The 21,116-nt window shown below is 72.1% G+C and carries 25 protein-coding genes; 17 read left to right on the top strand and 8 right to left on the bottom strand.

The window, feature by feature from the left end:
• Positions 1–137: 137 nt before the first annotated feature.
• From deoC to PUR61_RS30380, 5 genes are all read left to right on the top strand, one after another.
• Positions 138–1,130, top strand: coding sequence for a deoxyribose-phosphate aldolase (gene deoC, locus PUR61_RS30400; RefSeq protein ID WP_443035262.1), 993 nt, complete (start codon positions 138–140; stop codon positions 1,128–1,130).
• 5 nt (positions 1,131–1,135) lie between these two features.
• Positions 1,136–2,674 (top strand): aldehyde dehydrogenase family protein, encoded by a 1,539-nt coding sequence (locus PUR61_RS30395; protein WP_329882707.1) that lies wholly within the window; start codon positions 1,136–1,138, stop codon positions 2,672–2,674.
• Positions 2,667–3,572: an aldehyde dehydrogenase family protein gene (locus PUR61_RS30390; protein WP_329882706.1), complete on the top strand. Its 906-nt coding sequence runs from the start codon at positions 2,667–2,669 to the stop codon at positions 3,570–3,572. The genes PUR61_RS30395 and PUR61_RS30390 overlap by 8 nt, the downstream gene beginning before the upstream one ends.
• A gap of 323 nt (positions 3,573–3,895) precedes the next feature.
• Entirely contained in the window at positions 3,896–4,306 is a 411-nt protein-coding gene (locus PUR61_RS30385) for a hypothetical protein (protein WP_329882705.1), read from the top strand.
• 70 nt (positions 4,307–4,376) lie between these two features.
• A complete protein-coding gene (locus tag PUR61_RS30380; RefSeq protein WP_329882704.1) occupies positions 4,377–5,012 on the top strand; it encodes an ATP-binding protein in 636 nt (211 codons plus the stop codon).
• A gap of 374 nt (positions 5,013–5,386) precedes the next feature.
• On the opposite strand, the gene PUR61_RS30375 is transcribed toward PUR61_RS30380, so the two are convergent.
• A complete protein-coding gene (locus PUR61_RS30375; protein ID WP_329950708.1) occupies positions 5,387–6,178 on the bottom strand; it encodes a SigE family RNA polymerase sigma factor in 792 nt (263 codons plus the stop codon).
• A gap of 485 nt (positions 6,179–6,663) precedes the next feature.
• Here PUR61_RS30375 and PUR61_RS30370 point away from each other — a divergent pair, with 485 nt between their 5' ends.
• From PUR61_RS30370 to PUR61_RS30350, 5 genes are all read left to right on the top strand, one after another.
• Positions 6,664–7,341, top strand: a complete 678-nt coding sequence (locus PUR61_RS30370; protein WP_327677620.1) for a response regulator transcription factor — start codon at positions 6,664–6,666, stop codon at positions 7,339–7,341.
• Positions 7,338–7,496 (top strand): hypothetical protein, encoded by a 159-nt coding sequence (locus tag PUR61_RS30365; protein WP_329882703.1) that lies wholly within the window; start codon positions 7,338–7,340, stop codon positions 7,494–7,496. Before PUR61_RS30370 ends, PUR61_RS30365 begins: the two co-directional genes overlap by 4 nt.
• A gap of 22 nt (positions 7,497–7,518) precedes the next feature.
• Positions 7,519–9,033 (top strand): HAMP domain-containing sensor histidine kinase, encoded by a 1,515-nt coding sequence (locus tag PUR61_RS30360; RefSeq protein ID WP_329882702.1) that lies wholly within the window; start codon positions 7,519–7,521, stop codon positions 9,031–9,033.
• A complete protein-coding gene (locus tag PUR61_RS30355; protein WP_329882701.1) occupies positions 9,030–9,392 on the top strand; it encodes a hypothetical protein in 363 nt (120 codons plus the stop codon). Before PUR61_RS30360 ends, PUR61_RS30355 begins: the two co-directional genes overlap by 4 nt.
• Before the next feature lie 257 nt (positions 9,393–9,649).
• Positions 9,650–10,309 (top strand): VanZ family protein, encoded by a 660-nt coding sequence (locus PUR61_RS30350; RefSeq protein WP_329882700.1) that lies wholly within the window; start codon positions 9,650–9,652, stop codon positions 10,307–10,309.
• 123 nt (positions 10,310–10,432) lie between these two features.
• Here PUR61_RS30350 and PUR61_RS30345 read toward each other — a convergent pair whose 3' ends face one another.
• Positions 10,433–11,077, bottom strand: coding sequence for a PhzF family phenazine biosynthesis protein (locus tag PUR61_RS30345; protein WP_329882699.1), 645 nt, complete (start codon positions 11,075–11,077; stop codon positions 10,433–10,435).
• Positions 11,078–11,241: 164 nt separating this feature from the next.
• On the opposite strand from PUR61_RS30345, the gene PUR61_RS30340 reads away from it, so the two are divergent.
• Positions 11,242–12,078, top strand: coding sequence for a class I SAM-dependent methyltransferase (locus PUR61_RS30340; protein WP_329882698.1), 837 nt, complete (start codon positions 11,242–11,244; stop codon positions 12,076–12,078).
• Between the two features lie 136 nt (positions 12,079–12,214).
• Here PUR61_RS30340 and PUR61_RS30335 read toward each other — a convergent pair whose 3' ends face one another.
• On the bottom strand, positions 12,215–13,819 hold the full coding sequence (locus tag PUR61_RS30335; protein ID WP_329882697.1) for a hypothetical protein: 1,605 nt from the start codon (positions 13,817–13,819) through the stop codon (positions 12,215–12,217).
• A 310-nt stretch (positions 13,820–14,129) separates the two neighbouring features.
• On the opposite strand from PUR61_RS30335, the gene PUR61_RS30330 reads away from it, so the two are divergent.
• The 4 genes from PUR61_RS30330 (at position 14,130) to PUR61_RS30315 (ending at position 16,615) form a co-directional block, all read left to right on the top strand.
• Complete coding sequence (locus PUR61_RS30330; protein WP_329882696.1) at positions 14,130–14,627, top strand: hypothetical protein; 498 nt, start codon at positions 14,130–14,132, stop codon at positions 14,625–14,627.
• 103 nt (positions 14,628–14,730) lie between these two features.
• Complete coding sequence (locus PUR61_RS30325; protein ID WP_329882695.1) at positions 14,731–15,294, top strand: GNAT family N-acetyltransferase; 564 nt, start codon at positions 14,731–14,733, stop codon at positions 15,292–15,294.
• 96 nt (positions 15,295–15,390) lie between these two features.
• Complete coding sequence (locus PUR61_RS30320; RefSeq protein ID WP_329882694.1) at positions 15,391–15,666, top strand: hypothetical protein; 276 nt, start codon at positions 15,391–15,393, stop codon at positions 15,664–15,666.
• Between the two features lie 64 nt (positions 15,667–15,730).
• Positions 15,731–16,615, top strand: a complete 885-nt coding sequence (locus PUR61_RS30315; RefSeq protein WP_329882693.1) for an FAD-dependent oxidoreductase — start codon at positions 15,731–15,733, stop codon at positions 16,613–16,615.
• 126 nt (positions 16,616–16,741) lie between these two features.
• Here the strand turns inward: PUR61_RS30315 and PUR61_RS30310 are convergent, their stop codons facing one another.
• From PUR61_RS30310 to PUR61_RS30290, 5 genes are all read right to left on the bottom strand, one after another.
• Positions 16,742–17,248, bottom strand: coding sequence for a hypothetical protein (locus tag PUR61_RS30310; RefSeq protein ID WP_329882692.1), 507 nt, complete (start codon positions 17,246–17,248; stop codon positions 16,742–16,744).
• 4 nt (positions 17,249–17,252) lie between these two features.
• Entirely contained in the window at positions 17,253–18,590 is a 1,338-nt protein-coding gene (locus PUR61_RS30305; protein ID WP_329882691.1) for an AAA family ATPase, read from the bottom strand.
• 63 nt (positions 18,591–18,653) lie between these two features.
• A complete protein-coding gene (locus tag PUR61_RS30300; RefSeq protein WP_329882690.1) occupies positions 18,654–19,136 on the bottom strand; it encodes a hypothetical protein in 483 nt (160 codons plus the stop codon).
• A gap of 34 nt (positions 19,137–19,170) precedes the next feature.
• Positions 19,171–19,371, bottom strand: coding sequence for a DUF397 domain-containing protein (locus tag PUR61_RS30295; protein WP_329882689.1), 201 nt, complete (start codon positions 19,369–19,371; stop codon positions 19,171–19,173).
• 10 nt (positions 19,372–19,381) lie between these two features.
• Positions 19,382–20,275 (bottom strand): helix-turn-helix domain-containing protein, encoded by an 894-nt coding sequence (locus PUR61_RS30290; protein ID WP_329882688.1) that lies wholly within the window; start codon positions 20,273–20,275, stop codon positions 19,382–19,384.
• Between the two features lie 289 nt (positions 20,276–20,564).
• Between PUR61_RS30290 and PUR61_RS30285 the strand changes: the two genes are divergently transcribed.
• Positions 20,565–20,936: an ATP-binding protein gene (locus tag PUR61_RS30285; protein WP_329882687.1), complete on the top strand. Its 372-nt coding sequence runs from the start codon at positions 20,565–20,567 to the stop codon at positions 20,934–20,936.
• On the top strand, positions 20,933–21,116 hold a 184-nt coding region (locus PUR61_RS30280), incomplete at its 3' end, for a hypothetical protein (RefSeq protein ID WP_329882686.1). The genes PUR61_RS30285 and PUR61_RS30280, both read left to right, overlap by 4 nt.

Genomic DNA, 21,116 nt, shown 5'->3' with positions numbered 1-21,116 from the left:
CCGGTCACTCCTCCCGGCATCGAGTGGCCCCGCCGCAATCCACCCCCGCGTCGGGCCGGGTGGGCGGTCAGATCTCGGTCCGGCATCGATAGGTCTCCGGTCTAGCGGTTGGCTACGCGCGTAGATATGCTGGTGTGGTGACTATGTCCACTCTTGCAGCCAATGCCCCCGGCGTTGCGGGCAGCGGTCTCCAGGACGTCGCGACGTCCGAGACCTCGCTCCGTCGCTTCCTGCACGGCCTGCCCGGTGTCGACCAGGTCGGCCTGGAGGCGCGTGCCGCCACTCTCGGTACCCGCTCGATCAAGACCACGGCGAAGGCGTACGCCATCGACCTGGCCATGTCGATGATCGACCTGACCACGCTGGAGGGCGCGGACACGGTCGGCAAGGTGCGCGCGCTGTGCACCAAGGGCAGGAACCCCGACCCCACCGACCCGACCGCTCCCCGTGTCGCCGCCATCTGTGTCTATCCGGACATGGTCGCCACCGCGAAGGCCGCGCTGCAGGGCACCGACATCCAGGTCGCCTCCGTCGCGACCGCCTTCCCCGCCGGACGCGCCGCGCTCCCGGTCAAGCTCGCCGACACCGCCGACGCGGTGGCGGCCGGCGCCGACGAGATCGACATGGTGATCGACCGGGGCGCCTTCCTCTCCGGCCGGTACCTGGACGTCTTCAACGAGATCGTCGCCGTCAAGCAGGCGTGCGGGCGCGCCGACGGCAGCTCCGCCCACCTCAAGGTCATCTTCGAGACCGGCGAGCTGCAGACGTACGACAACGTGCGCCGCGTCTCGTGGCTGGCGATGCTGGCCGGTGCCGACTTCATCAAGACCTCGACCGGCAAGGTCGCCGTCAACGCGACCCCGCCGGTCACCCTGCTGATGCTGGAGGCGGTCCGCGACTTCCGCGCGCAGACCGGCGTCCAGGTCGGCGTGAAGCCCGCCGGCGGGATCAAGACCACCAAGGACGCGATGAAGTACCTGGTGATGGTCAACGAGACCCTCGGCGACGACTGGCTGACCCCGCACTGGTTCCGCTTCGGCGCCTCCAGCCTGCTCAACGACCTGCTGATGCAGCGGCAGAAGCTGACCACCGGACGGTACTCCGGTCCCGACTACGTGACGGTGGACTGAGAATCATGGCCAAGAACACCAAGAAGACCGCGGGGCCCGCGACCGGGCAGGCCGGACAGGCGGCGCAGGCCGCACCGGCCGGACAGGCGGCGCAGGCTGTCAAGCCGGCCGGCCTGTTCGGCTACGCCCCCGCCCCCGAGTCGCCCGCCGCGGCCGGCGACATCGCCACCTCGTACGGCCACTTCATCGGCGGCGAGTTCGTCGACTCCTCCGGCAGCGAGGCCCTGAAGACGGTCAACCCGGCCACCGAGCAGGTGCTCGCCGAGTTCGCGCGGGGCACCGCGGAGGACGTGGACCGCGCGGTCGCCGCCGCCCGCCGGGCCTTCACCGACTGGTCGGCGCTGCCGGGCAGCGAGCGCGCGAAGTACCTGTTCCGGATCGCCCGGATCATCCAGGAGCGCGGCCGCGAGCTGGCGGTGCTGGAGTCGATCGACAACGGCAAGCCGATCCGCGAGACCCGCGACTTCGACATCCCGACCGTCGCCGCCTGGTTCTTCTACTACGCGGGCTGGGCGGACAAGCTGGACTACGCCGGTTACGGCGCGAACCCGAAGCCGCTGGGCGTGGCCGGCCAGGTCATCCCGTGGAACTTCCCGCTGATGATGCTGGCGTGGAAGATCGCCCCGGCGCTGGCCACCGGCAACACGGTCGTCCTCAAGCCGGCCGAGACCACCCCGCTGACCGCGCTGCGCTTCGCCGAGATCTGCCGCCAGGCCGGTCTGCCGAAGGGCGTCGTCAACATCGTCACGGGTGACGGCACCACCGGCGCCGCGCTCACCGCGCACCCGGACGTCAACAAGGTCGCCTTCACCGGCTCCACCCCGGTCGGCCGGGCGATCGCCAAGCAGCTGGCCGGCAGCCGCAAGAAGCTGTCGCTGGAGCTGGGCGGCAAGGCCGCCAACATCGTCTTCGACGACGCGCCGATCGACCAGGCGGTCGAGGGCATCGTCAACGGCATCTTCTTCAACCAGGGGCACGTCTGCTGTGCGGGCTCGCGCCTGCTGGTCCAGGAGTCGATCCAGGACGAGCTGCTGGACGCGCTGAAGCGCCGGATGTCCACCCTGCGGGTCGGCGACCCGCTGGACAAGAACACCGACATCGGTGCCATCAACTCGGCCGCCCAGCTGGCGCGGATCACCGAGCTGACGGACGCCGGCGAGGCCGAGGGCGCGGACCGCTGGTCGCCGGAGTGCGAGCTGCCGGGCACCGGCTTCTGGTTCAAGCCGACCATCTTCACCGGCGTCAGCCAGGCCCACCGGATCGCCCAGGAGGAGATCTTCGGCCCGGTGCTGTCCGTGCTGACCTTCCGCACCCCCGCCGAGGCGGTCGAGAAGGCCAACAACACGCCGTTCGGCCTCTCCGCCGGCATCTGGACGGAGAAGGGCTCGCGGATCCTCTGGACCGCCGACCGGCTGAAGGCCGGCGTGGTCTGGGCCAACACCTTCAACAAGTTCGACCCGACCTCGCCGTTCGGCGGTTACAAGGAGTCGGGCTACGGCCGCGAGGGTGGCCGGCACGGTCTGGAGGCCTACCTCGATGTCTGAGACCACCATCGCGCGTCTTGACGTCCTCAAGACCTACAAGCTGTACGTCGGCGGGAAGTTCCCGCGCTCCGAGAGCGGGCGGGTGTACGAGGTGACCGACTCCAAGGGCGAGTGGCTCGCCAACGCCCCGCTCGGCACCCGCAAGGACGCCCGCGACGCCGTCCTGGCCGCCCGTGCGGCGGTCAAGGGCTGGGCCGGCACCACCGCGTACAACCGCGGCCAGGTGCTCTACCGGGTCGCCGAGATGCTGCAGGGCCGGCGCGAGCAGTTCGCGGCCGAGGTGGCGCTCTCCGAGGGCATCGGCCCGAAGAAGGCCGCCGCCCTGGTGGACGCGGCGATCGACCGGTGGGTCTGGTACGCGGGCTGGACCGACAAGGTCGCCCAGATCGCGGGCAGCGCCAACCCGGTCGCCGGGCCGTACTTCAACCTCTCCACCCCGGAGCCGACCGGCGTGGTCGGGATCGTCGCCCCGCAGGCCGGCTACGGGCACTCGCTGCTCGGCCTGGTCTCGGTGGTCGCCCCCGCCATCGCCACCGGCAACACCGTGGTGGTGGCGGTCGCGGCCGACGCCCCGCTGCCGGCCCTGTCGCTGGGCGAGGTGCTGGCCACCTCGGACGTGCCCGGCGGCGTGGTCAACCTGATCTCCGGCAGGACCTCGGACATCGCCCCGACCCTGGCCTCCCACCAGGACGTCAACGCGGTGGACCTCACCGGCGCGATCGCCGACGACGGTCCCGGCGCGGCGGCCTCGCTGGAGGCACTTGCCGCGGATACCCTGAAGAGGGTGATCCGCCCGGAGCTGGACCCGTTCGCCCAGGACTGGACCAATGCGCCCGGTACGGACCGGCTACTCTCGTTCCTGGAGACCAAGACGGTCTGGCACCCGATGGGGATCTGACCTCCCGGTCGGCCCTACGGTTACGTTGAGTAGCCACGAGTAACAACTCCACAGACTGGCCGTCCCCAGTGCCCTCACCCCCCCAGGGCCCGGACGGTCACAGGACGGACCCGCGCCTCTCCCCCCCTGGCGCGGGTCCGTCGGTTTTCCGGGCCGGGCGCGGCCCCTTCCCGGCCCTCGCCCTCCCGGCTCGCCCTCTTCCCGGCCCACCCCTCCGTTCGCGCGACTTTCGTCGCGGGACGTCGAGCCGTTCGGTGGTCCCCGCCCGGTCTCGCCCCGGGCCAGAATCGCCCGTACCGGAAACGATCAAGGGGGACGCTGCCGTGGGTGAATTCGTGGCGGAGATGATGGCGCTGTTCGCGGACGGGTTCCTCCGCAAGCTGTTCGTGGCCCGTGCCCGCCGCCGCCTCGCGGCCGGCCGCACCGCGAAGGTCCCCTGCTCGGCCCGCTCCGAACGTCCCGGCTGGCAGCCCGTCTACGTCAACGGCAAGCTCCGCATCACCCCCGGAGCCGCCGTCGTGACCTTCGGCTCGTCCGAGGGCGGTCGCACCGAACTGGCCGCCGGGGGCACCTTCCACGACCCCGAGCCCGGCACCTGGCACGACCAGGACTGGGCCGCCACCGCCTACCGCCCGCCCGGCGACGGCCACCCCGTCTACCTCCAGGTCGACAGCCGCTACCTGCCGCTGGTGCACGCCGCACTCACCGCGCCGGAGGTCCTCAAGACCGTCTGACCCGACGGATGCGGACAGTTCGGTCCGACCGGTTTCGGCATCCGGCCCGGATGCGTCAGACTGGTGTCCCGTGAGTGACTCCCCGCTGAACCCTGTGCCGATAGCCCGCGCCCGGGTGGTCCTGCTCTCCGGGCCCTCCGGTTCGGGGAAGTCCTCGCTCGCCGAGCGCAGCGCCCTGCCGGTGCTCCAGCTCGACGACTTCTACAAGGACGGCGACGACCCCACCCTCCCGCTGCTGCCCGACGGCGCGGTCGACTGGGACTCCCCGCTCTCCTGGCACCGCGAGCAGGCCGTCGCGGCCATCCGCGACCTGTACGGGACCGGCCGGGCCGAGGTGCCGGTGTACTCGATCCCGGACAACGGACGGATCGCCACCCGGGTACTGGACCTCGACGGGGCCGGTGCGTTCGTCGCCGAAGGCATCTTCGCCGCCGAGATCGTCGGCGAATGCGCCGCCGAGGGCCTGCTGGGTGACGCCCTCTGCCTGCGCAACGGTCCGCTCACCACCGCCTGGCGGCGGCTGCGCCGGGACGTGCGCGAGGGCCGGAAGTCGCTTCCGGTGCTGGTACGGCGCGGCTGGCGGCTGATGCGCGCCGAGCGCACCATCATCGGCCGGCAGGTCGCGCTGGGCGCGCACCCCTGCGCCGGGCCGGAGGCCGAGCGCCGGATCCGCGTGGCGGCCTCCCAGGAGCTCTCCGCCGTCTGACGTCCGGACAGGCGCCGGGCCGGACCCGCTGCGGCCGCCCACGGCGGCCCGGAGCCCCGGACGGCCGGCTTCACGGCTTCGCGGCACGCCCGGCCTTCGCGGCACGCCCGGCTCCACGTCACGGCCGGCCACCGCGCGGTCTGCCTCACGGCGCAGCCCGAGAACGGGAAGACGGAAACGGCGGGCCCGGTGCGTCTCCCCCGCACCGGGCCCGCCGCCTTCCCCGGACGGTCCCGGCCTCCCCCGGCGGCGCCGCTCCCCCGAGCCGGCGCCTCCGTGCCGTGTCCGTCCTGCTACCCGTCCCCCGACGGGAGTCATTCCCGGGGCCGCCCTCGGCGGCCCCTGCGACCGCCCTGGAGCGGCCCCTGCGGCCGTTACGCGACCAGCTCGCCGAAGGCCCGGCCGGTGTCGCCCGAGGTGTTCAGCTGCTCGTCGTCGCGCAGCCGGCGCAGCGCGCGCCAGATGCTGCTCTTGACCGTGCCGACGCTGATGCCGAGCACGTCGGCGATCTCCGGGTCGGTCTTGCCCTCGTAGTAGCGGAGCACCAGCATGGTCCGCTGGTTCTCCGGCAGCTTGGCCAGCGCCTGCCAGAGCACGGCGCGCAGCTCGGTGCCGCCCATCGCGTCGGTGTCGCCGACCGTCTCCGGCAGCTCCTCGGTCGGGTACTCGCTGACCTTGCGGCGCCGCCAGGCGGAGATGTGCAGGTTGGTCATGGTGCGGCGGAGGTAGCCCCCGACCGCCGCCTTGTCGGTGATCCGGCCCCAGGCCCGGTAGGTGCTGAAGAGCGCGCTCTGCAGCAGGTCCTCGGCCTCGTAGCGGTCACCGGTGAGGTGGTACGCGGTGGCGTACAGAGAGGCGCGACGCTCGCGCACGTACGCGGTGAACTCCGTGATGTGGTCCTCCGCGACGGCCGGGCGCTCCTCCCGCGCGCCGCCCTGTGCCACTTCGGTGGTGCGCGCCGCCGCGGGGTTCAGCCGCAGCAGCGTCGCACCGGCGGCCTCGCGGCCGGCCGACTCCCCCGAGTCGGCCTTCCGCAGGCCGGTCCCCCCGATGCCCCGGTTCCCCCCCGGGGCGTCCGTGCCCTCGACGCGGACGGGGAGGATCCCCCGCAGCGTGAGGGTGTTGCCGGAGTCGGCCGCGTTCCCCCGACGGCCGATCCCGTACATCTCCCCCGTCCTGCCGCCGCCGCTCACCCGGCGTGCCGCAGTACTTCCACCGGTGCTGTGTGCGCACCCCCGTACGATCACGGCACCGGAGGTCTCGTCGGTCCTGACCTCGAACCGGGTCCTGTGGGTGTTCGCTGACGAACGCGCGGTGCCGACAGCCGGGTTGGTCCGGGTCTGAAGCATGGCGTTCATCGTGCGCCCCCTTGTTCGGTACGAGCGGTTCCGTTGCCGCCTTCCAGCCGGCCAGTTGGCCCGCTGTCCTGCGGCGACATCGAAAATCCTGCCCGCCGGTTGTGATGACGCTGTCCGTCGACTGTCACAGGGCTGTCACAGGGCCGGGCCTTCTGTCGTGCTCGGCCTCCCGCCGTTGACGGACGCCGGTGGCTCGGGTTCCGGTTCCCGGTCGGGCGGTGGGGGACGGGGGCGGGTGACGGCAGGGGCGAGTGGGGGGTGATTCGCCGCTCCGGGTGAGCCAGAATGAGCCCGTGCCTTTCCTCCTTCTGATCGAGGACGACGACGCCATCCGGACCGGCCTCGAACTCGCCCTCACCCGCCAGGGCCACCGCGTGGCCACCGCCGCGTCCGGCGAGGACGGTCTGAGGCTCTTCAAGGAGCAGCGGCCGGACCTCATCGTGCTGGACGTGATGCTGCCCGGAATCGACGGCTTCGAGGTCTGCCGCCGGATCCGCCGGACCGACCAGCTGCCGATCATCCTGCTCACCGCCCGTTCCGACGACATCGATGTGGTGGTCGGCCTGGAATCGGGCGCGGACGACTACGTGGTCAAGCCGGTGCAGCCACGGGTGCTGGACGCCCGGATCCGGGCCGTGCTCCGGCGCGGCGAGCGGGAGAGCTCGGACTCCTCCGTCTACGGCACGGTGGTGATCGACCGGGCGGCGATGACGGTCACCAAGGACGGCGCGGACCTCCAGCTCACCCCGACCGAGCTGCGGCTGCTGCTGGAGCTCAGCCGGCGACCCGGGCAGGCGCTCTCCCGGCAGCAGTTGCTGCGTCTCGTCTGGGAGCACGACTACCTGGGCGACTCCCGGCTGGTGGACGCCTGCGTCCAGCGGCTGCGGGCCAAGGTGGAGGACGTGCCCTCGGCGCCGACGCTGATCCGCACGGTGCGCGGGGTCGGCTACCGGCTGGACCCACCGGCGTGACCGCCACCCCGACCAGCGCACCGATCGCCACTCCGACCGCCACTCCGACCGCCGCCCCCATCGGCGCCACCGCAGGTGCCTTCACCGGCACCCGCCCCGCCGGGCACTCCACCGGGCACCCCACCGGCCCGGCGATACCCCGACCCCCGCACTGAACTTCCGCAACGACAGGCTCCCGTGACTGACCATCAGACGACGACCCGGCGGTTCTCCTCGGGCCCGTGGCGACGGCTGCGCTCCCTTCGGGTGCGGCTGATCGCGGTGTTCGCCGCGGTCGCCCTGCTCACCGCCGTCTCGGCCTCCGGCATCGCGTACTGGCTGAACCGGGACGCGGTGCTCAAGCGCGCCCAGGACACCGCGCTCAACGACTTCCGGGTCTCCCTCAGCCGCAACGTCTCGAACCTGCCGCTGAAGGCGACCTGTCACGACCTGATCGACCTCGCCGGCTACGTCGCCAGTTCCGGACTCACCTACGACGTGGTCGTCGTCGACCCCGCCCTGCCGGACTGCATCGCCTCCTCCGATCCGGCGCGGTACTCGCTCGCCAACGTCCCGACCCCGTTGCAGACCGCCGTCGCCAAGCCGCGCGAGATCACCGAGTCCAACCCGTACACGTACCACCTCTACTGGCAGCGGCAGAACCTCGACGGCCGGCCGTTCGTGATCGGCGGGACCAAGGTGGTGTCGACCGGTCCGACGGCGTACATGTTCAAGTCGCTGGAGAACGAGCGGGCCGACCTCAACACCCTCGGCTGGTCGCTGGCGATCGCCACCCTGCTGGCGCTGATCGGCTCGGCGCTGCTCGCGCAGGCCGCGTCGGCGACGGTGCTGCGGCCGGTCAAGCGGCTCGGCGACGCGGCACGGCGGCTCGGCGAGGGCCACCTCGACACCCGCCTGGAGGTCGAGGGTTCGGACGAGCTCGCGGATCTGGCGCGCACGTTCAACCGGACGGCCGAGTCGCTGCACGAGCAGGTCGAGGAGCTGAGCGCGCGCGAGGCGCAGAGCCGGCGGTTCGTCGCCGACATGTCGCACGAACTGCGCACCCCGCTGACCGCGATGACCGCCGTGACGGACATCCTGGAGGACGAGGCGGAGTCGCTCGACCCGATGATCGAGCCGGCCGTCCGGCTGGTGGTCAGCGAGACCCGGCGGCTGTCCGACCTGGTGGAGAACCTGATGGAGGTGACCCGCTTCGACGCCGGCACGGCCAAGCTGGTCGCCGACGAGGTGGACATCGCCGACCTGATCATGTCCTGCATCGACGGCCGGGCCTGGTACGACGCGGTCGAGCTGGACGCCCCGCGCGGGGTCCGGGCCGTGGTCGACCCGCGCCGGCTGGACGTGGTGTTCGCCAACCTGATCGGCAACGCGCTCAAGCACGGCGGCTCGCCGGTGCGGGTGCGGGTGCGGGAGACCCCGGACTCGGTGGTCGTCGAGGTGTCCGACAGCGGCCCCGGCATCCCCGAGGACGTGCTGCCGCACGTGTTCGACCGGTTCTACAAGGCCGACAAGGGGCGGGCGCGGTCGGAGGGCAGCGGTCTCGGCCTCTCCATCGCGATGGCCAACGCGCAGATCCACGGGGGGACGATCACGGCCGCCAACGGGGAGGTGGGTGCGGTGTTCACGCTGACGCTGCCGGTGTCGCCGCCACCCCCGCCGCCGGCCGACGCCCCCGAGGAGAGTGCCCCGTGAGACGTCCCTTCGACCGGCGGTCCTTCGGTGCCGCCGCCCTGCTGGGCCTGACCGTACTGGCGGCGGGCTGCGGCATCCGCCCCACCGCCGTCCCGGTGGACGCGGGGGCGCCGGCCAGCCGGACCGCCTGCCCCACGGTCGCGCAGATACCCACGGCGCCTGGCACGCCGTCCGCCGCCGCCCCCCCGGCGGCGGTGACGCCGACGCGGTCCCCCGAGCCGGGGAAGGTGTCGGCCCCGGCGCGCGCGGGGGTGGCCTCGCCGTCGCCGGTGGTGGTGACGCCGTCCACACCCCCGGCCGACAACGCGTTCAGCGCGGTGCCGTCCGCCTCGCCGTCGACCGCGGCACCCTGCCGCTGAGGGGCGCCCGGCGGGCCTGCGGGTCCACCGGGCATCCCCTCGGCCGCCCCCGCCCCCTGCCCGCGCGCCCCTTGCCACCATTCGCGCCCCGGAGCGGCTCCGGGTTCGCTCCGGCGCGCGGCTCCGGCGCGCCGTCCCGGACCTGCTCCGGCGTGCAGCACAAAGTTCGCACCGGCCGTGGAACCGTCGCGCCGTCGGCCCACGTCCTTCCTCCCGTGCAGCGAGATGGCACCAGGACACGCGCAGAGCGTGCCGGCGTGCGGACCGAGACCGGGCGGCCGACAGCCGCCCACACCGGGCGTGCGACGGCCGTCCACCACCCACTCCGGATGGTGGGCCTCCTCGGCCTCACCCTCCATCTCGTCCTGGTCGGCTGGCTGGTGCTGCGCCCGCTGCCGGTGGCCTGGGTGTACGACGCCAACCTGACGCCGCTGGCCTCCCTGCACTCCTCCAGCCTGGGACAGGTCCTCGGCGAACTGCTCCTGCCCGCCCCGCTCGGCCTCCTGCTCCCGCTCGCCGGAGGTCGTCTCCGGGCACCCTGGCTGCTGTCCTTCCTCCGCACCACCGGCGCCTCGGCCCTGCTGGCCACCGCCCTGGAGTTCCTCTCCTCCTGGGCCCCGGGCCACGTCCTCAACGTGGACCACATCCTGCTCGCGGTCGTCGGCGTCGGCATCACTCACCTCGCCCTGGTCCCCGCCGGACGCTCCCTCCTCCTCCGCCGCGCGACGGCCTCCCGGGCCCCGGCACCGAGGTCCACGACGTCACGGGCCACGACGTCACGGGCCACGACGTCACGGGCCGCAGCGTCACGGCCCACGGTGTCCGCCCGGGTTCAGGCCCCGGCAGCCGCACCCACCGCCGTGCCCACCTCTACGCCCGCCGTCTACGCGGAGCCCGTCGCGGGCCGCGGTCACTGAAGTCCGACGCCGCCCGCCGGGCACCCCGCGAACTGCGTCTCCTCCGACAAGACACCCTCCTCGGCAGTCGGTCCGACCCCGGCCCGCCCCACCTCGGTCCGCCCCACCCCGGCCCGCCCGAGCTCAGTCCGCCCGGCGGACCCGGCCGCCGACCTCGATCAGGCCGCCGTCGCGGATCCCGGTGACGATCTGCGAACCGCGCCCCTGGGCGATCGTCAGATCACGGCCCAGCTCGGCGGTGAGGAGGAGGGCGGCGGCGCCGGTGGCCTCGTCCTCGTCGATGCCGTCGTCCCGGCCGGGGAAGGCGCGGGCGCGGACGGTGCCGGCCGCCTCGTCCACCCAGGCCCAGGCGTAGATCCACTCACCCGGCGGCGGCACCGCCAACCCGTCCACCTCGGCCGGTGTGCCGTGGCACCGGAGCGTGCGCGGCGGCGCCCAGGCGGCGGGCGCCGCGATCCGGGTGAACGCGCCGTCGTGCCGGACGTCGACCACGCCGGCCCGGGTGACCAGCCGGTCCACGCCGAGCAGCCACGCGGCGCCGACGCACGGGTGCCCGGCGAAGGGCAGGCGGAGGGTGGGCGTGTAGATGTCGACAGCGCCGCGCTCCGGGTCGTCGACGAACACGGTCTCGCTGAAGCCGAGCTCGCGGGCGAACGCCTGCCGGTCGGCCTCGGCGGGAAGGGCCGCCCCGTCGCGGACGACACCGAGCAGGTTGCCGTACCCGCCGTCCGGTCCGCAGAACACGTGCAGCACTTCGTGGTCGGTCATCTGCTCACCCTCGTCCGATCGGACCCCGCTCCGGAGCCGAATTCGTTATCGAAATACCGCCTGAATAAACTTCTGAAATATTTAATTTTGTGATATACTGTCAAAATCTATCGGTAATGTCCGCTTTCATGGTGAACAACGGACAACCGAGCCGGACGGCTCTCATGGCGGCTGCGGCACGCGCGGCGCATCTCCTCGTCGACGACGCCCCCGCAATCCTCTCCGACACCGTGGCCCACACGTTTCTCGCGGAGCACGCCGACGAACTCCTCGGCTATCACCGGTCCTACGGCAGCCACCCCGTCCTGGCCGGCGCACGGACCACGGCCGTCACCCGCAGCCGCTACACCGAGGACCGGCTCGCCGGGCTCGTCGCCCTCGGGATCGACCAGTACGTGATCCTCGGCGCCGGGCTCGACTCCTTCGCCTACCGGTCCGAACTCGTCGGCCGGGTCGGGGTGTTCGAGGTCGACCGTCCTGCGGCCCAGGAGTGGAAGCGGGAGCTGCTGCTCGCGACGGGGACGCCGGTGCCGCCCTCCACCGCCCTCGTCCCGGTCGACTTCGAGCAGATGTCCGCCCGGTCACTGACCGACGGGCTCGTCCGGTCCGGCTTCGACCTCGACCGGCCCGCACTGGTCGGCTGGCTCGGGGTCACGATGTACCTCACCCGGGAGGCGATCGGCCGGACCCTGGACGCCGTCGGCGGCTTCGCCCCCGGCACCGAACTCGTGGTGGAACACCTCCTGCCGCCCGAACAGCGCGACGAGACGGGTGCGGCGTACGCGGAGGCGGTGATGGCCGCGACCGCCGAGCAGGGCGAGCCCTGGCGGACCTTCCTCGGCATCGAGCAGATGGACCGCCTGTTGTGCGCGCACGGGCTCCGCCCCGTCGAGTACGTCCGGCAGCACGAGACGGTCGGCCCGGCGGAGTGGGAACGCACCGACGCGCTCCGCCCCTTCGAGCTGTCCGTACTCGCCCGCGCGACCGTCCCCGCCCGGTAGGCCCCGGCAGGTCCCGCGCAGGTCCCGGCAGGTCCCGGCAGGTCCCGGCAGGTCCCGGCAGGTCCCGGCAGGTCCCGGCAGGTCCCGGCAGTGCTCGAAGCGGGCGCGCCGGACGTACCGGACGCGCCCGCCGTGCTCAGCCCCCCGTCGGCCCGCCGGGACCGGGCCTGCCGACCGGACCGGCCGGACCGGGCGGACCCGCAGGACCGGCCGCCGGGCCCGCCGCCGGGCGGGACGGCCGGGCCGCCGGGCGGAGCTGCTGGCGGCGGTGGGCCACGAGCAGCGTGCCGATGCCCATCGCTATCGCGGTGCCCCCGGTGATCGCCATCGGTGCGTTGAAGGAGTCGCCGCCCGTCGTCGCCAGGTCGGCGGGCGGCAGCGGGGCCGCCGCCACGGTCACGGTGACGGCCGGGGCCGGTGCGGCGGGCGCGGTCGGCGTGGCGTCGGCCGCCTGCACGACCGGCGCGCTGGTCGACGGCGCCGGAGACGTGACCGCCGCGAGGCCGACCGCGGGCGCGGTGGCCGCGGGCGGGCCCGCCGGGGCGACGGGCGGCGTGGTCGGCTCGGCGACCGGGGCGGTGCCCACCGTGCTGGGCGCCGCCTGCGGGGCCTGCGGCGTGGACGGCGCGGCGCCGGCCACCGTGATGTCGACCGCCGAGCTGGTGGCCGTCGCCCCGGACCCGTTCCCGCCGCCCTGGGGGAGGCTGAGACCGGTGAACACCAGCGACAGCACGCCGGCCGGCACGTCCTGTGCGAACGCCAGCCGGACGTTGACCGTCCGGGACTCGCCGTCGCGCAGCCGGACGAGGCCGCTGTCCTTGTCCCCCGTGCGCAGGGTGAGCGTGAGCCGCCCCGCCGCGGACGAGCCCTGGTCGACCGCCGGGAGCCACTCGCCCTCGGCCGTCTGGAACTCCAGCCGGGTCCCCTCGGCGGTGGGCAGGGCCCGCCCCCGGAAGGTCAGCTCGGGCAGGAAGGCGATCTCCTTGCCGCTGCGGTTGGTGAGCGACAGGCGGAACGGCTTCGCCTCGCCGCCCGCGGTGAAGGAGACCGGCACCGCGTCCAGGGCGAGGAACGGCACACCGGGCGCGGGGGTGGGCGTGGGGGTCGCGCTGCCGCCCGCCGCCGTGGTGACGAACTCGGAGAACGGGCTGCTCGCGCTGGAGATCCGGTTCTCCGGCGGCAGCGTCGGGTCCGAGACGACGGCGTTCAGCGCGGCGGTCGCCCGACCGGCGGGAGCGTCGGCGGTGACGGCGAGACGCAGCCGGTACGTCGCCGAGCCCCCGGCGGGCAGGCTCAGCCGGGAGTTGAAGGCGTCGAGCGTCCAGGTCCCCCCGACGGCGGCCCCCGGGTTGGGCGTGGCGGGCTTCCACTGCGCTCCGCCGGGCGGCTGGAACTCCAGCCGGAGCTGGGTCTCGCGGATCCCCGAGTCGCCGTTCGCGACGGTGAACCCGGTGGTGACGTCGACGGCGTGGTCGGCGGAGTTGCGGAGCGTGGCGGTGAACTCCGCCGCGAGCCCGCCCGCGGTGAAGCCGCGGGGGAAGCCGTCGAGGGTGACCGTGACGGGGCTGCGCTGTTCCTGGACGCCGGGGCCCGGAACGCCCTGTCCCTGGGCGCTGCGGACCGTGTCGGCCTTGGCGGGGCGCGGAAGTGCGGAAGCGGCGGGCGCGGCGGCGAGGGCGGCACCCGAGACCAGGGTCGCCGCGGCGGCCAGGGCGAGGGATCTGCGGTGCTGAGTACGCAAGGGGACCTCATGGGAGGAAGGCGGGCGAACCCGACGGAACCCGGCAGCAGGCGGTTCGCCGAGGTGGGAGGCCGCACCGGGACTCTCACCCGGGTCGCTGCTTCGCCCCCCAACCACCAGCGACGGCCGCATCATATCCGAACGCACTGACGCTTCCTGAGCGGTTTTCAAGGGGTGAACGGCGGGTTCGCCGGGTGGATTCGGCGATGACACCGTGGCGAAATCGTGAGGACGACTGTCGGTGGACTCCAGTACTGTGCGCACTCGTCCCCATCAGCCGCTCTTCCTCACTCACCCACAGGAACCTCCCTTGAATTTCGACTTCGACGCCGAGCCCCTCTTCTCCTGGTACGTCGTGCTGCTGGCCGTCAGCGGCATCGCCATGGTGGTCCTCGGCGCCATCAACCTCGGCGGGGTGAAGCTCGGCTGGCGCATCCTCAACATCGTCGCCGGCATAGCCTTCGTCGGGTACGCGTACTACCTCGGGTTCGTCTTCGAGGGTGGCGAGTACCGGATCTTCTTCCAGGCCTTCATCCTGCCGGTGGTGCTGATCGCCAATTCGGTGAAGGCCCTGGCCGAGCGCTCCAACGCGACCGCCCCGCAGCCGTTGCCGGTGCCGAACGCCCCGCAGTACAACCCGACCGCACGTCAGCACCAGGCCGCTCCGTACCCGCCGGCCGCTCCGTACCAGCAGTCCCACCAGCAGACCGCCCCGCAGCAGCAGGCCCAGCCGTACCAGCCCGCCGCCCCCTACCAGCAGGCCGCCCCGTACCAGCCGGCCCAGCCGCAGGGCCCGCAGCAGGGCTGACCCACCCGGCCCACCGCCGTCCGCCGGGCCGCGCCGTTCGGCGCCCGGCGGGCGGCGCGGTATTCCGGTGGTCTCCCCGCCCGCCCCGCCCCACCATCCGCCCATGACCAGCACCCGCGCGCCCGAGGCCACCACCCCCGCCATCGCCCTCGTCCCGCTCGACGTGGACGACGCCGAGTTGCTGTACTCCTGGCGCTCCGACCCCGTGGCGGCGCACGAACTCGGCCACTGGCCGCGCCCCTTGTCGGCCGTCCGCGAACGGATCGAGCAGGACATCGAGGACTCCGACCACGACGGCTTCCTCGTCGTGCTCCCGGACGGCACCCCGGTCGGCTCCGCCGTCCTGGCCGACCAGGACATGGTGGACGGCCTGGCCTGCGTCCGCTTCCTCGTCGCTCCCGAGCACCGGGGCCACGGTTACGGCGCCGCCGCCCTCGACGCCCTGGTCGACCTCGCCTTCGGTGAACTCCCGCTGCACCGCCTCGAAGCGATTCCCCACACCACCAACGCCCCGGGGCTCGCGACCCTCGCCCGCGCCGGCTTCGTCCAGGAGGGCGTCCGCCGCTCCGCCTGCCTCCACCGGGGGCGACGCCACGACATCGCCATGCTCGCCCTCCTCCGCCCGGACTGGGAGGCCCGGGACCGGCCCCGGTCCTGGGAGCGCTGAACTTCCCCCGCAACGGCCGGAAGCCCCCGCGACAAACGCCCCGGCACACGATGCAATGGCACCCGGGACACAGCCGTGCCGGGGAGGGCGCATCGGATGTCGGGCGAGAACCAGCGGACCAACCGCACGCTGCCGGGATTCGAGAGGTGGATGCTCGTCACCGTCCTCGCCTCCTTCCTGCTGTTCGTCGGATTCCACCTGAGGGGAACGGTGGAGCCGCTCACCGACTGGCGCTCCCTAGCGGCCGGGGCCCTGTTCCTGACCATCGGCACCACGATGTCGTACGCCTCGGACCGGAAGGTCGGCATCGCCGTGGTCATCGGAATCGTCAACGGGTACGCGGCAGCGGGCATCGTCCATCAGTTCCTGTAAGGGTGTATGCGCGACGGTCGGTGACGGCGGAGGAGTTGGTCGGACAGTGCTGACAGGAGCGCCGGTGACGCCGGAGGCGGTGACGCACGACCTGGTGATCGTCGGTGGTGGACCGGCGGGCTGCGCGGCGGCGGTGATGGCGGCGAGCGTGGGGCTGCGGTCGGTGCTGATCGAGCGGCACGAGCCGGCGCACACGCTCCGCCGGGTGCCGGCGGTGGAGAACGTCCTCGGCTTCGCGACCGGCGGGGCGTTCGCGGACGCCGTCGCGGCGGACGTTCGGCGGGTGCACGAGCTGTGCGAGGTCCGCACGGGCTACGCGGCGGAGGAGTTGCAGGCGGACGACGGCGGGGTCACCGTGCGCCTGGCCTCGGGGACTTCGGTCCGCGCGCGGTACGCGGTGGTCGCGACCGGCGTCCGGGCGGCGCTCCCGGAGGAGGCGGAGTGGATCACCTCCGACGCCGGCCCGATCCCTCCGGTGTGGGAGGCGGACGCCGCCTCCCTCTCCGGTCGCCCCGCCCTCGTCCTCGGTGCCGACCGCCCCCTCGGCACGCTGCTGCGCGCCCACCCGGACGTCCCGCTCCGCCTGGTGGTGCCGCACCCGCCGGCGGACGGCTACAAGGCCGACGAGGTCCGCGGGGAGGGCCGGGTGACCCTGCGGGAGGTCGCTTCGCTCGACCTCCGTCGGACGGTCGACGGCCGTTTCACGGCGGGCGAGTTGGGCGCCTTCGACGCCGACGCGGTCTTCGTGAACCTCGGCTGCCGCCCGGCCGCCGTGCCCGGAGCGTTGGTACGGGGCGAGGACGGTTACTGCCCGCCCGAACGGCAGCACCCCCGTGTCCTCACCGCCGGGGACCTCCGGTCCGCGCGGGGCCAGCGCATCATGACCGCCACCGGCTCGGGTGCGGAGTCCGCCCTGAACGTCTACTACGCGCTGAGGCTCAACAGTTGAGCTGAGGACCAGCACCCCGCAACGTCCGAGTCCGCCGGTCGGCGGACATCGGCGGCGGCGGTGGCTGCGCAGGAAGTCGGATCGGCCGACTTCCTGCGCAGAGAGCGAGGACCGTGACGTTCGACCTCAGGCGAGTTCGGCCCACGTGCCCATCGTGGCTTCCAGTGTCCAGATACGGACGTCGGCCTGCACCCGGGATGCGTACAGGTCCCGCTCGGCGACGATGCTCAGATCGCCGGTGCCGAGCTGTTGACGAACCGCATGATCCGCCAGATCCATGCCGGTGGCCTCGCCCCCGCATAGCAGGCTGAGAAAGGCGCCGTCCCAGGTCCGCTCGTGCAGCTTCCAAGGGGCCTCGCCGGACGCTGTCTTGCGCAGCATGCTCATGAAACTGGTGGCGCAGGCCCGACGGGCCGTCCCGTCCTTGATCTGGAAGACGTGGTTACCGGTCTCGATCACCGTCGCGGTCGGCAGGACGAAGCGCACCCTGGCCTTCAGCCGGACATCCATCTGCGCCAGGATCTCGGCGCGATGGCCGTTCATGTGAGGCACGTCGAGGATCTCGACAAGGATCGAGGTGTCGAGGAAGTCGACGACAGGCAGTTGGAGCCCTGACCTGCGCTGGTTGCTCACGGGCTCACAGGCTCCTCAGGAAGTCCTCGACGCTGGTCATGCCGTCCCGGGGACGGATCGCTTCCGGCAGTCGGCCCTTGGTGATTGCATCGCCCAGGTCTCCGGCCGCCAACAGATCGACGTAGCCCGGCAGATCCGTGAGGCGAGTCAGAATGTTCTCCCCGGACTCCTGGTCACGGCTGCACACGACCACACCTGAGTGATCCTGCGCGGCAAGGGAATTGAGCAGTGCCGGGCTGTGGGTGGTGAAGAGAACATCGACGCTTCGCCGCACCGATTCCTCCTTCATCAGCCGTAGTACGCGCGCGGCCTGCGTGGGGTAGAGGCCGTTCTCGATCTCCTCGATCACCAGATGCCGCTGGGCCTGCGCAGACTCCTCGCCATCGCAGGAGACGGGAGCGCTGAGCAGCGCGGTGCCGAACGCCAGGAACCGCAGCATGCCGTCACTGAGGAGTCGCGCCGGAACATCGTGCTCCTCGCCGTGATAGCCGGACTCGCGCAGCACCAGTTGGACATCGCCGATCCGTGTGTCGACGCTGCTGATGCCCATCACCGGGTACTCGGGCATACCCGCCACGAGTTCCGTGAGCCGTCCGAAGGCTTGGAGATCGGTCTCGGCCAGGTTCTCCACCACTGCGCTGAGGTTGTTGGCGCTTCGTCTGAGCTCAGTGTCACGCCTGTTGACGTACTGCCGCATGAGGTGTGGAACCGGATCCAGTAGGAACACTTCCCGCAGGACGGAAAGAACGTCCTGCGCAGCGCGGTGTACCAGCTTGGTCGCTTCCGTCGTCGCAGGCAGCCTCACCGGGACCTGACTCGTCAGCAAGCGGTCGGCGGCGAAGGGGATCCCCGGATCAGCACCTCGCAGTCCGTTGAAGTAGCGGACTTTCAGGTCGCTGCGGCGCGGGTCCGGAGGGCTACTGGCCAGCAGCGAACGGCCGGCGGCGAGTCGGCGGCTGCCGTAGCGCACTCCCTCCACAGCCGTCAGCTGCTCGCTCAGGATCCGCACCTCGGGGTGCACAGCGATCTCCACATCGAGATCGAAGACCGCCTCACCGGATCGCACGCGGCAACCGAGCGCGAAGCTCTCCGCCCCGAGCGGCGCGCACCCCTCGGCGCCACCGCGGATCGGTTCCTCACCGCCGCTCCGTGGCCCGTCCAGGGCGTCATGCACCGGCTCGCCCAGAGCAAGACGGGACAGCACCACCAGCCCGTCCAGCGCGTTGGACTTCCCGCTGCCGTTGCGGCCGATCAGTACCGTGAGGTCGCGGAGGGGCAGGCACTGGCCGGTGAAGCTCTTGAAGGAGGTCAGGCGTACCTCCTCCAGACGGGGAGTCTCCACCGGGCACCTCTCTCTCGCTCGCTCCGACCTGGAACTGTCGTCACCCCAGCTAAGCAGTAGCGATTACAGGCCGTCCAACGGTGAGCGGTGGCGCCACGGGAACAGTCGCTCGTACGCACCACCACGACGAAAGCGCTGTTCACTGCCGCGTGCACCGGGGCGGAGGGTGCGGACGGCGAAGTGGAAGGCGGCGGCCGCGAGGACGGTGGAGAGGACGAAGAGGGAGGCGACGCCGACGCGGAAGAGGACGTGCGGCACGTCGAGGACGTGGGAGAGGACGAGGTAGCCGGCGGTCCCGGTGAGGACGGCGCCGAGGGCGGGGGCGGAGAAGTGGTGGAAGGCGAGGCGCTTGGGGAGGGCGGAGAGGAGGGAGCCGGTCGGTATGGAGATGAAGGTGCCGACGAGGAGGCCGACCATGGCGCCGAGGGGTACGGAGGTGAAGCGGAAGGCGATGAGGGCGACGAGGGCGCCCCAGAGGGCCCCGCCGATGACGCCGACCTGGGTGGTGCGGACGATGAGTCGGATACGCCAGGTGTCGGCGTTCATCAGTGAGATCCTCCGGGGCGGGGAGAAGCGCGGTTCAGATGAGGTGGTCGAACTCGCCGGCCTTGGCCGCGAGGAGGAAGGCGCGGAGCCTAGTGGCATCACTCGTCAGCGTTGTGCCCGGGTCATCGGACTCCCGAACATGCCTCAGGCCGTCAGCACCTCGGGCCAGTTCGAGGCAGTTGTCAGCGCCGTCTGCGCCGCTGAAGGAAGACTTCTGCCAGGACAGGTGGAACATCGGACGCCTTTCAGGTCTGCAGCAGGTAGAGGAGATGTTGGACCAGGCCCCAGGAGTCTCGCGAGGGGAGTTCACACAAGTCTCTCCGCCCGTCGACGGCAGGCAAGGCGTTGTCGGCCAACCGCTGGAACGCGTGGCGATAGTCGCCGACGTCCGTCGGATCGCCGAGGTGTTCGGCCCGTTTGGGGCCGGAGAGAACGATCGTGGAGAGGTCGGAGCATCCCGGGTCGCAGACCAGGAACGAAGCCGAGATCGGTCCGTGCTTCGGGGCGGTGAACGGCAGCACCTGGATGGTGACGTTGGGCAGTTCCGCCACGTCGAGGAGGTGGCGCAGTTGCGCCCTCATCACGGCATCCCCGGCGAAGCGCATGCGTAGAGCTGCTTCGTGGATGACGAACCGGAACTGCCGATCCTTGCCATCGGTCAGGATCCGCTGCCGTTGCATGCGGAAATCGACCGCTGTCGAGATGTCCCAACTGGCGCCGACCTTGTAGGCATCCTCGTAGATGGTCTCGGCATACGCGGGAAGTTGAAGCAGCCCGGCGATGTACAGCGTGTCGTAACCGTCCAGCCGAACGGACCGGTCCTCCAGCTCCGCGAGATCGAGAGCAAGGTCCGGGACCTTGTTGGCGAAGGCGCTCCACCAGCCCTTGCCCGAACCCCGCCCCATGTCCGCGAGCCCGGCGCGATACGCCGGATCCTCGCAGCCGTAGGCGTCCAGCCACACGCTCAACCGCTCCTGGTTGAGGCTGATCCGGCCCGCTTCTGTGTGGCTGACCGCCGGGCTCTTCATCCCCACCAGCGCGCCGGCCTCCGGAGCCGACAAGCCCGCCGCCGACCGCAGACGGCGAAGCTCGTCTCCGAAGCGGCGCTGCCGCTGACTGATCTCTCCCCTGAGCCCCACAGCGTCCCTTCCTTCTTCCCGCAGTGTTCCGCATCGACGCGACCCGCCGCCACCGGCGGCCCGTCACTCACAAGGGTCAACCTTGCCGTTTTGGTTGCAACAATATGACTCGCAACCCTACTGTCAGTGTTGCACCGATCACACGACGGAGCGTCAGTAACGCTTTTCTCCACGGCAGTAGGCGCCTGCTGCCTTCACGCACCGCAGAGCAACCGGGTCCGGTCCGGCCTGGCTCACGGCGACGCGCGTCGACTCCTCTCCTCCCCACCTCTCCCCTCGGAGGTCTGCCATGCGCACCTTCAACCCGCCCGACTGGTCGGCCGCCCGCAACGAGCTGCGCGCCGCCCTCACCTCCTCCGGCTGGCACCCGGACGCCGTCCACGATGCCGAACTCGCCCTCCACGAGCTCTACTTCAACGCCTGGCGGCACGCCGGCTGCCAGGCTCCCCTCGTCATCGTCGCCCTCCTCCCCCGTACCCTCCGCGTCTGCGTCTGCGTCTGCGACGACAGCCCCGCCCTCCCCGAACCGCGTATCTCCGCCGACCCCTACGAGGTGTCCGGCCGGGGCCTCCACCTCGTCCGCGCCCTCACCCACCGCTTCGGCGCCGACTCCCACAAGAACGGCAAATCCGTCTGGTTCGAACTGGACTCCGCCGCGTGAACCACGACCGCACCCCCCTCACCCCCCACGACCCCGTCATCCGCACCTACACCGAGTCCGAGGTCGCCGCGCTCCTCCGCGAACTCCACGAAGCGGGCCGCCCGTTCGGCATCCAGTGGGGATCGGCCGCCACCAACGGCACCACCGTCGACGGCCGCCTCCTCGTCGACTTCGGCAACG

It is taken from the genome of Streptomyces sp. BE20 (assembly GCF_036322525.1).
Classification (GTDB): domain Bacteria; phylum Actinomycetota; class Actinomycetes; order Streptomycetales; family Streptomycetaceae; genus Kitasatospora.
This window is presented reverse-complemented; position numbering and strand designations above follow the sequence as displayed.

What these genes read in the sequence shown, in the direction of transcription:
- PUR61_RS30395 (WP_329882707.1), top strand. Translation starts at nt 1,136, where the DNA reads ATGGCCAAGAACACCAAGAAGACCGCGGGGCCCGCGACCGGGCAGGCC.
- PUR61_RS30390 (WP_329882706.1), top strand. Translation starts at nt 2,667, where the DNA reads ATGTCTGAGACCACCATCGCGCGTCTTGACGTCCTCAAGACCTACAAG.
- PUR61_RS30375 (WP_329950708.1), bottom strand. Translation starts at nt 6,178, where the DNA reads ATGTACGGGATCGGCCGTCGGGGGAACGCGGCCGACTCCGGCAACACC.
- PUR61_RS30345 (WP_329882699.1), bottom strand. Translation starts at nt 11,077, where the DNA reads ATGACCGACCACGAAGTGCTGCACGTGTTCTGCGGACCGGACGGCGGG.
- PUR61_RS30340 (WP_329882698.1), top strand. Translation starts at nt 11,242, where the DNA reads ATGGCGGCTGCGGCACGCGCGGCGCATCTCCTCGTCGACGACGCCCCC.
- PUR61_RS30325 (WP_329882695.1), top strand. Translation starts at nt 14,731, where the DNA reads ATGACCAGCACCCGCGCGCCCGAGGCCACCACCCCCGCCATCGCCCTC.
- PUR61_RS30320 (WP_329882694.1), top strand. Translation starts at nt 15,391, where the DNA reads ATGTCGGGCGAGAACCAGCGGACCAACCGCACGCTGCCGGGATTCGAG.
- PUR61_RS30300 (WP_329882690.1), bottom strand. Translation starts at nt 19,136, where the DNA reads ATGAACGCCGACACCTGGCGTATCCGACTCATCGTCCGCACCACCCAG.
- PUR61_RS30295 (WP_329882689.1), bottom strand. Translation starts at nt 19,371, where the DNA reads ATGTTCCACCTGTCCTGGCAGAAGTCTTCCTTCAGCGGCGCAGACGGC.
- PUR61_RS30285 (WP_329882687.1), top strand. Translation starts at nt 20,565, where the DNA reads ATGCGCACCTTCAACCCGCCCGACTGGTCGGCCGCCCGCAACGAGCTG.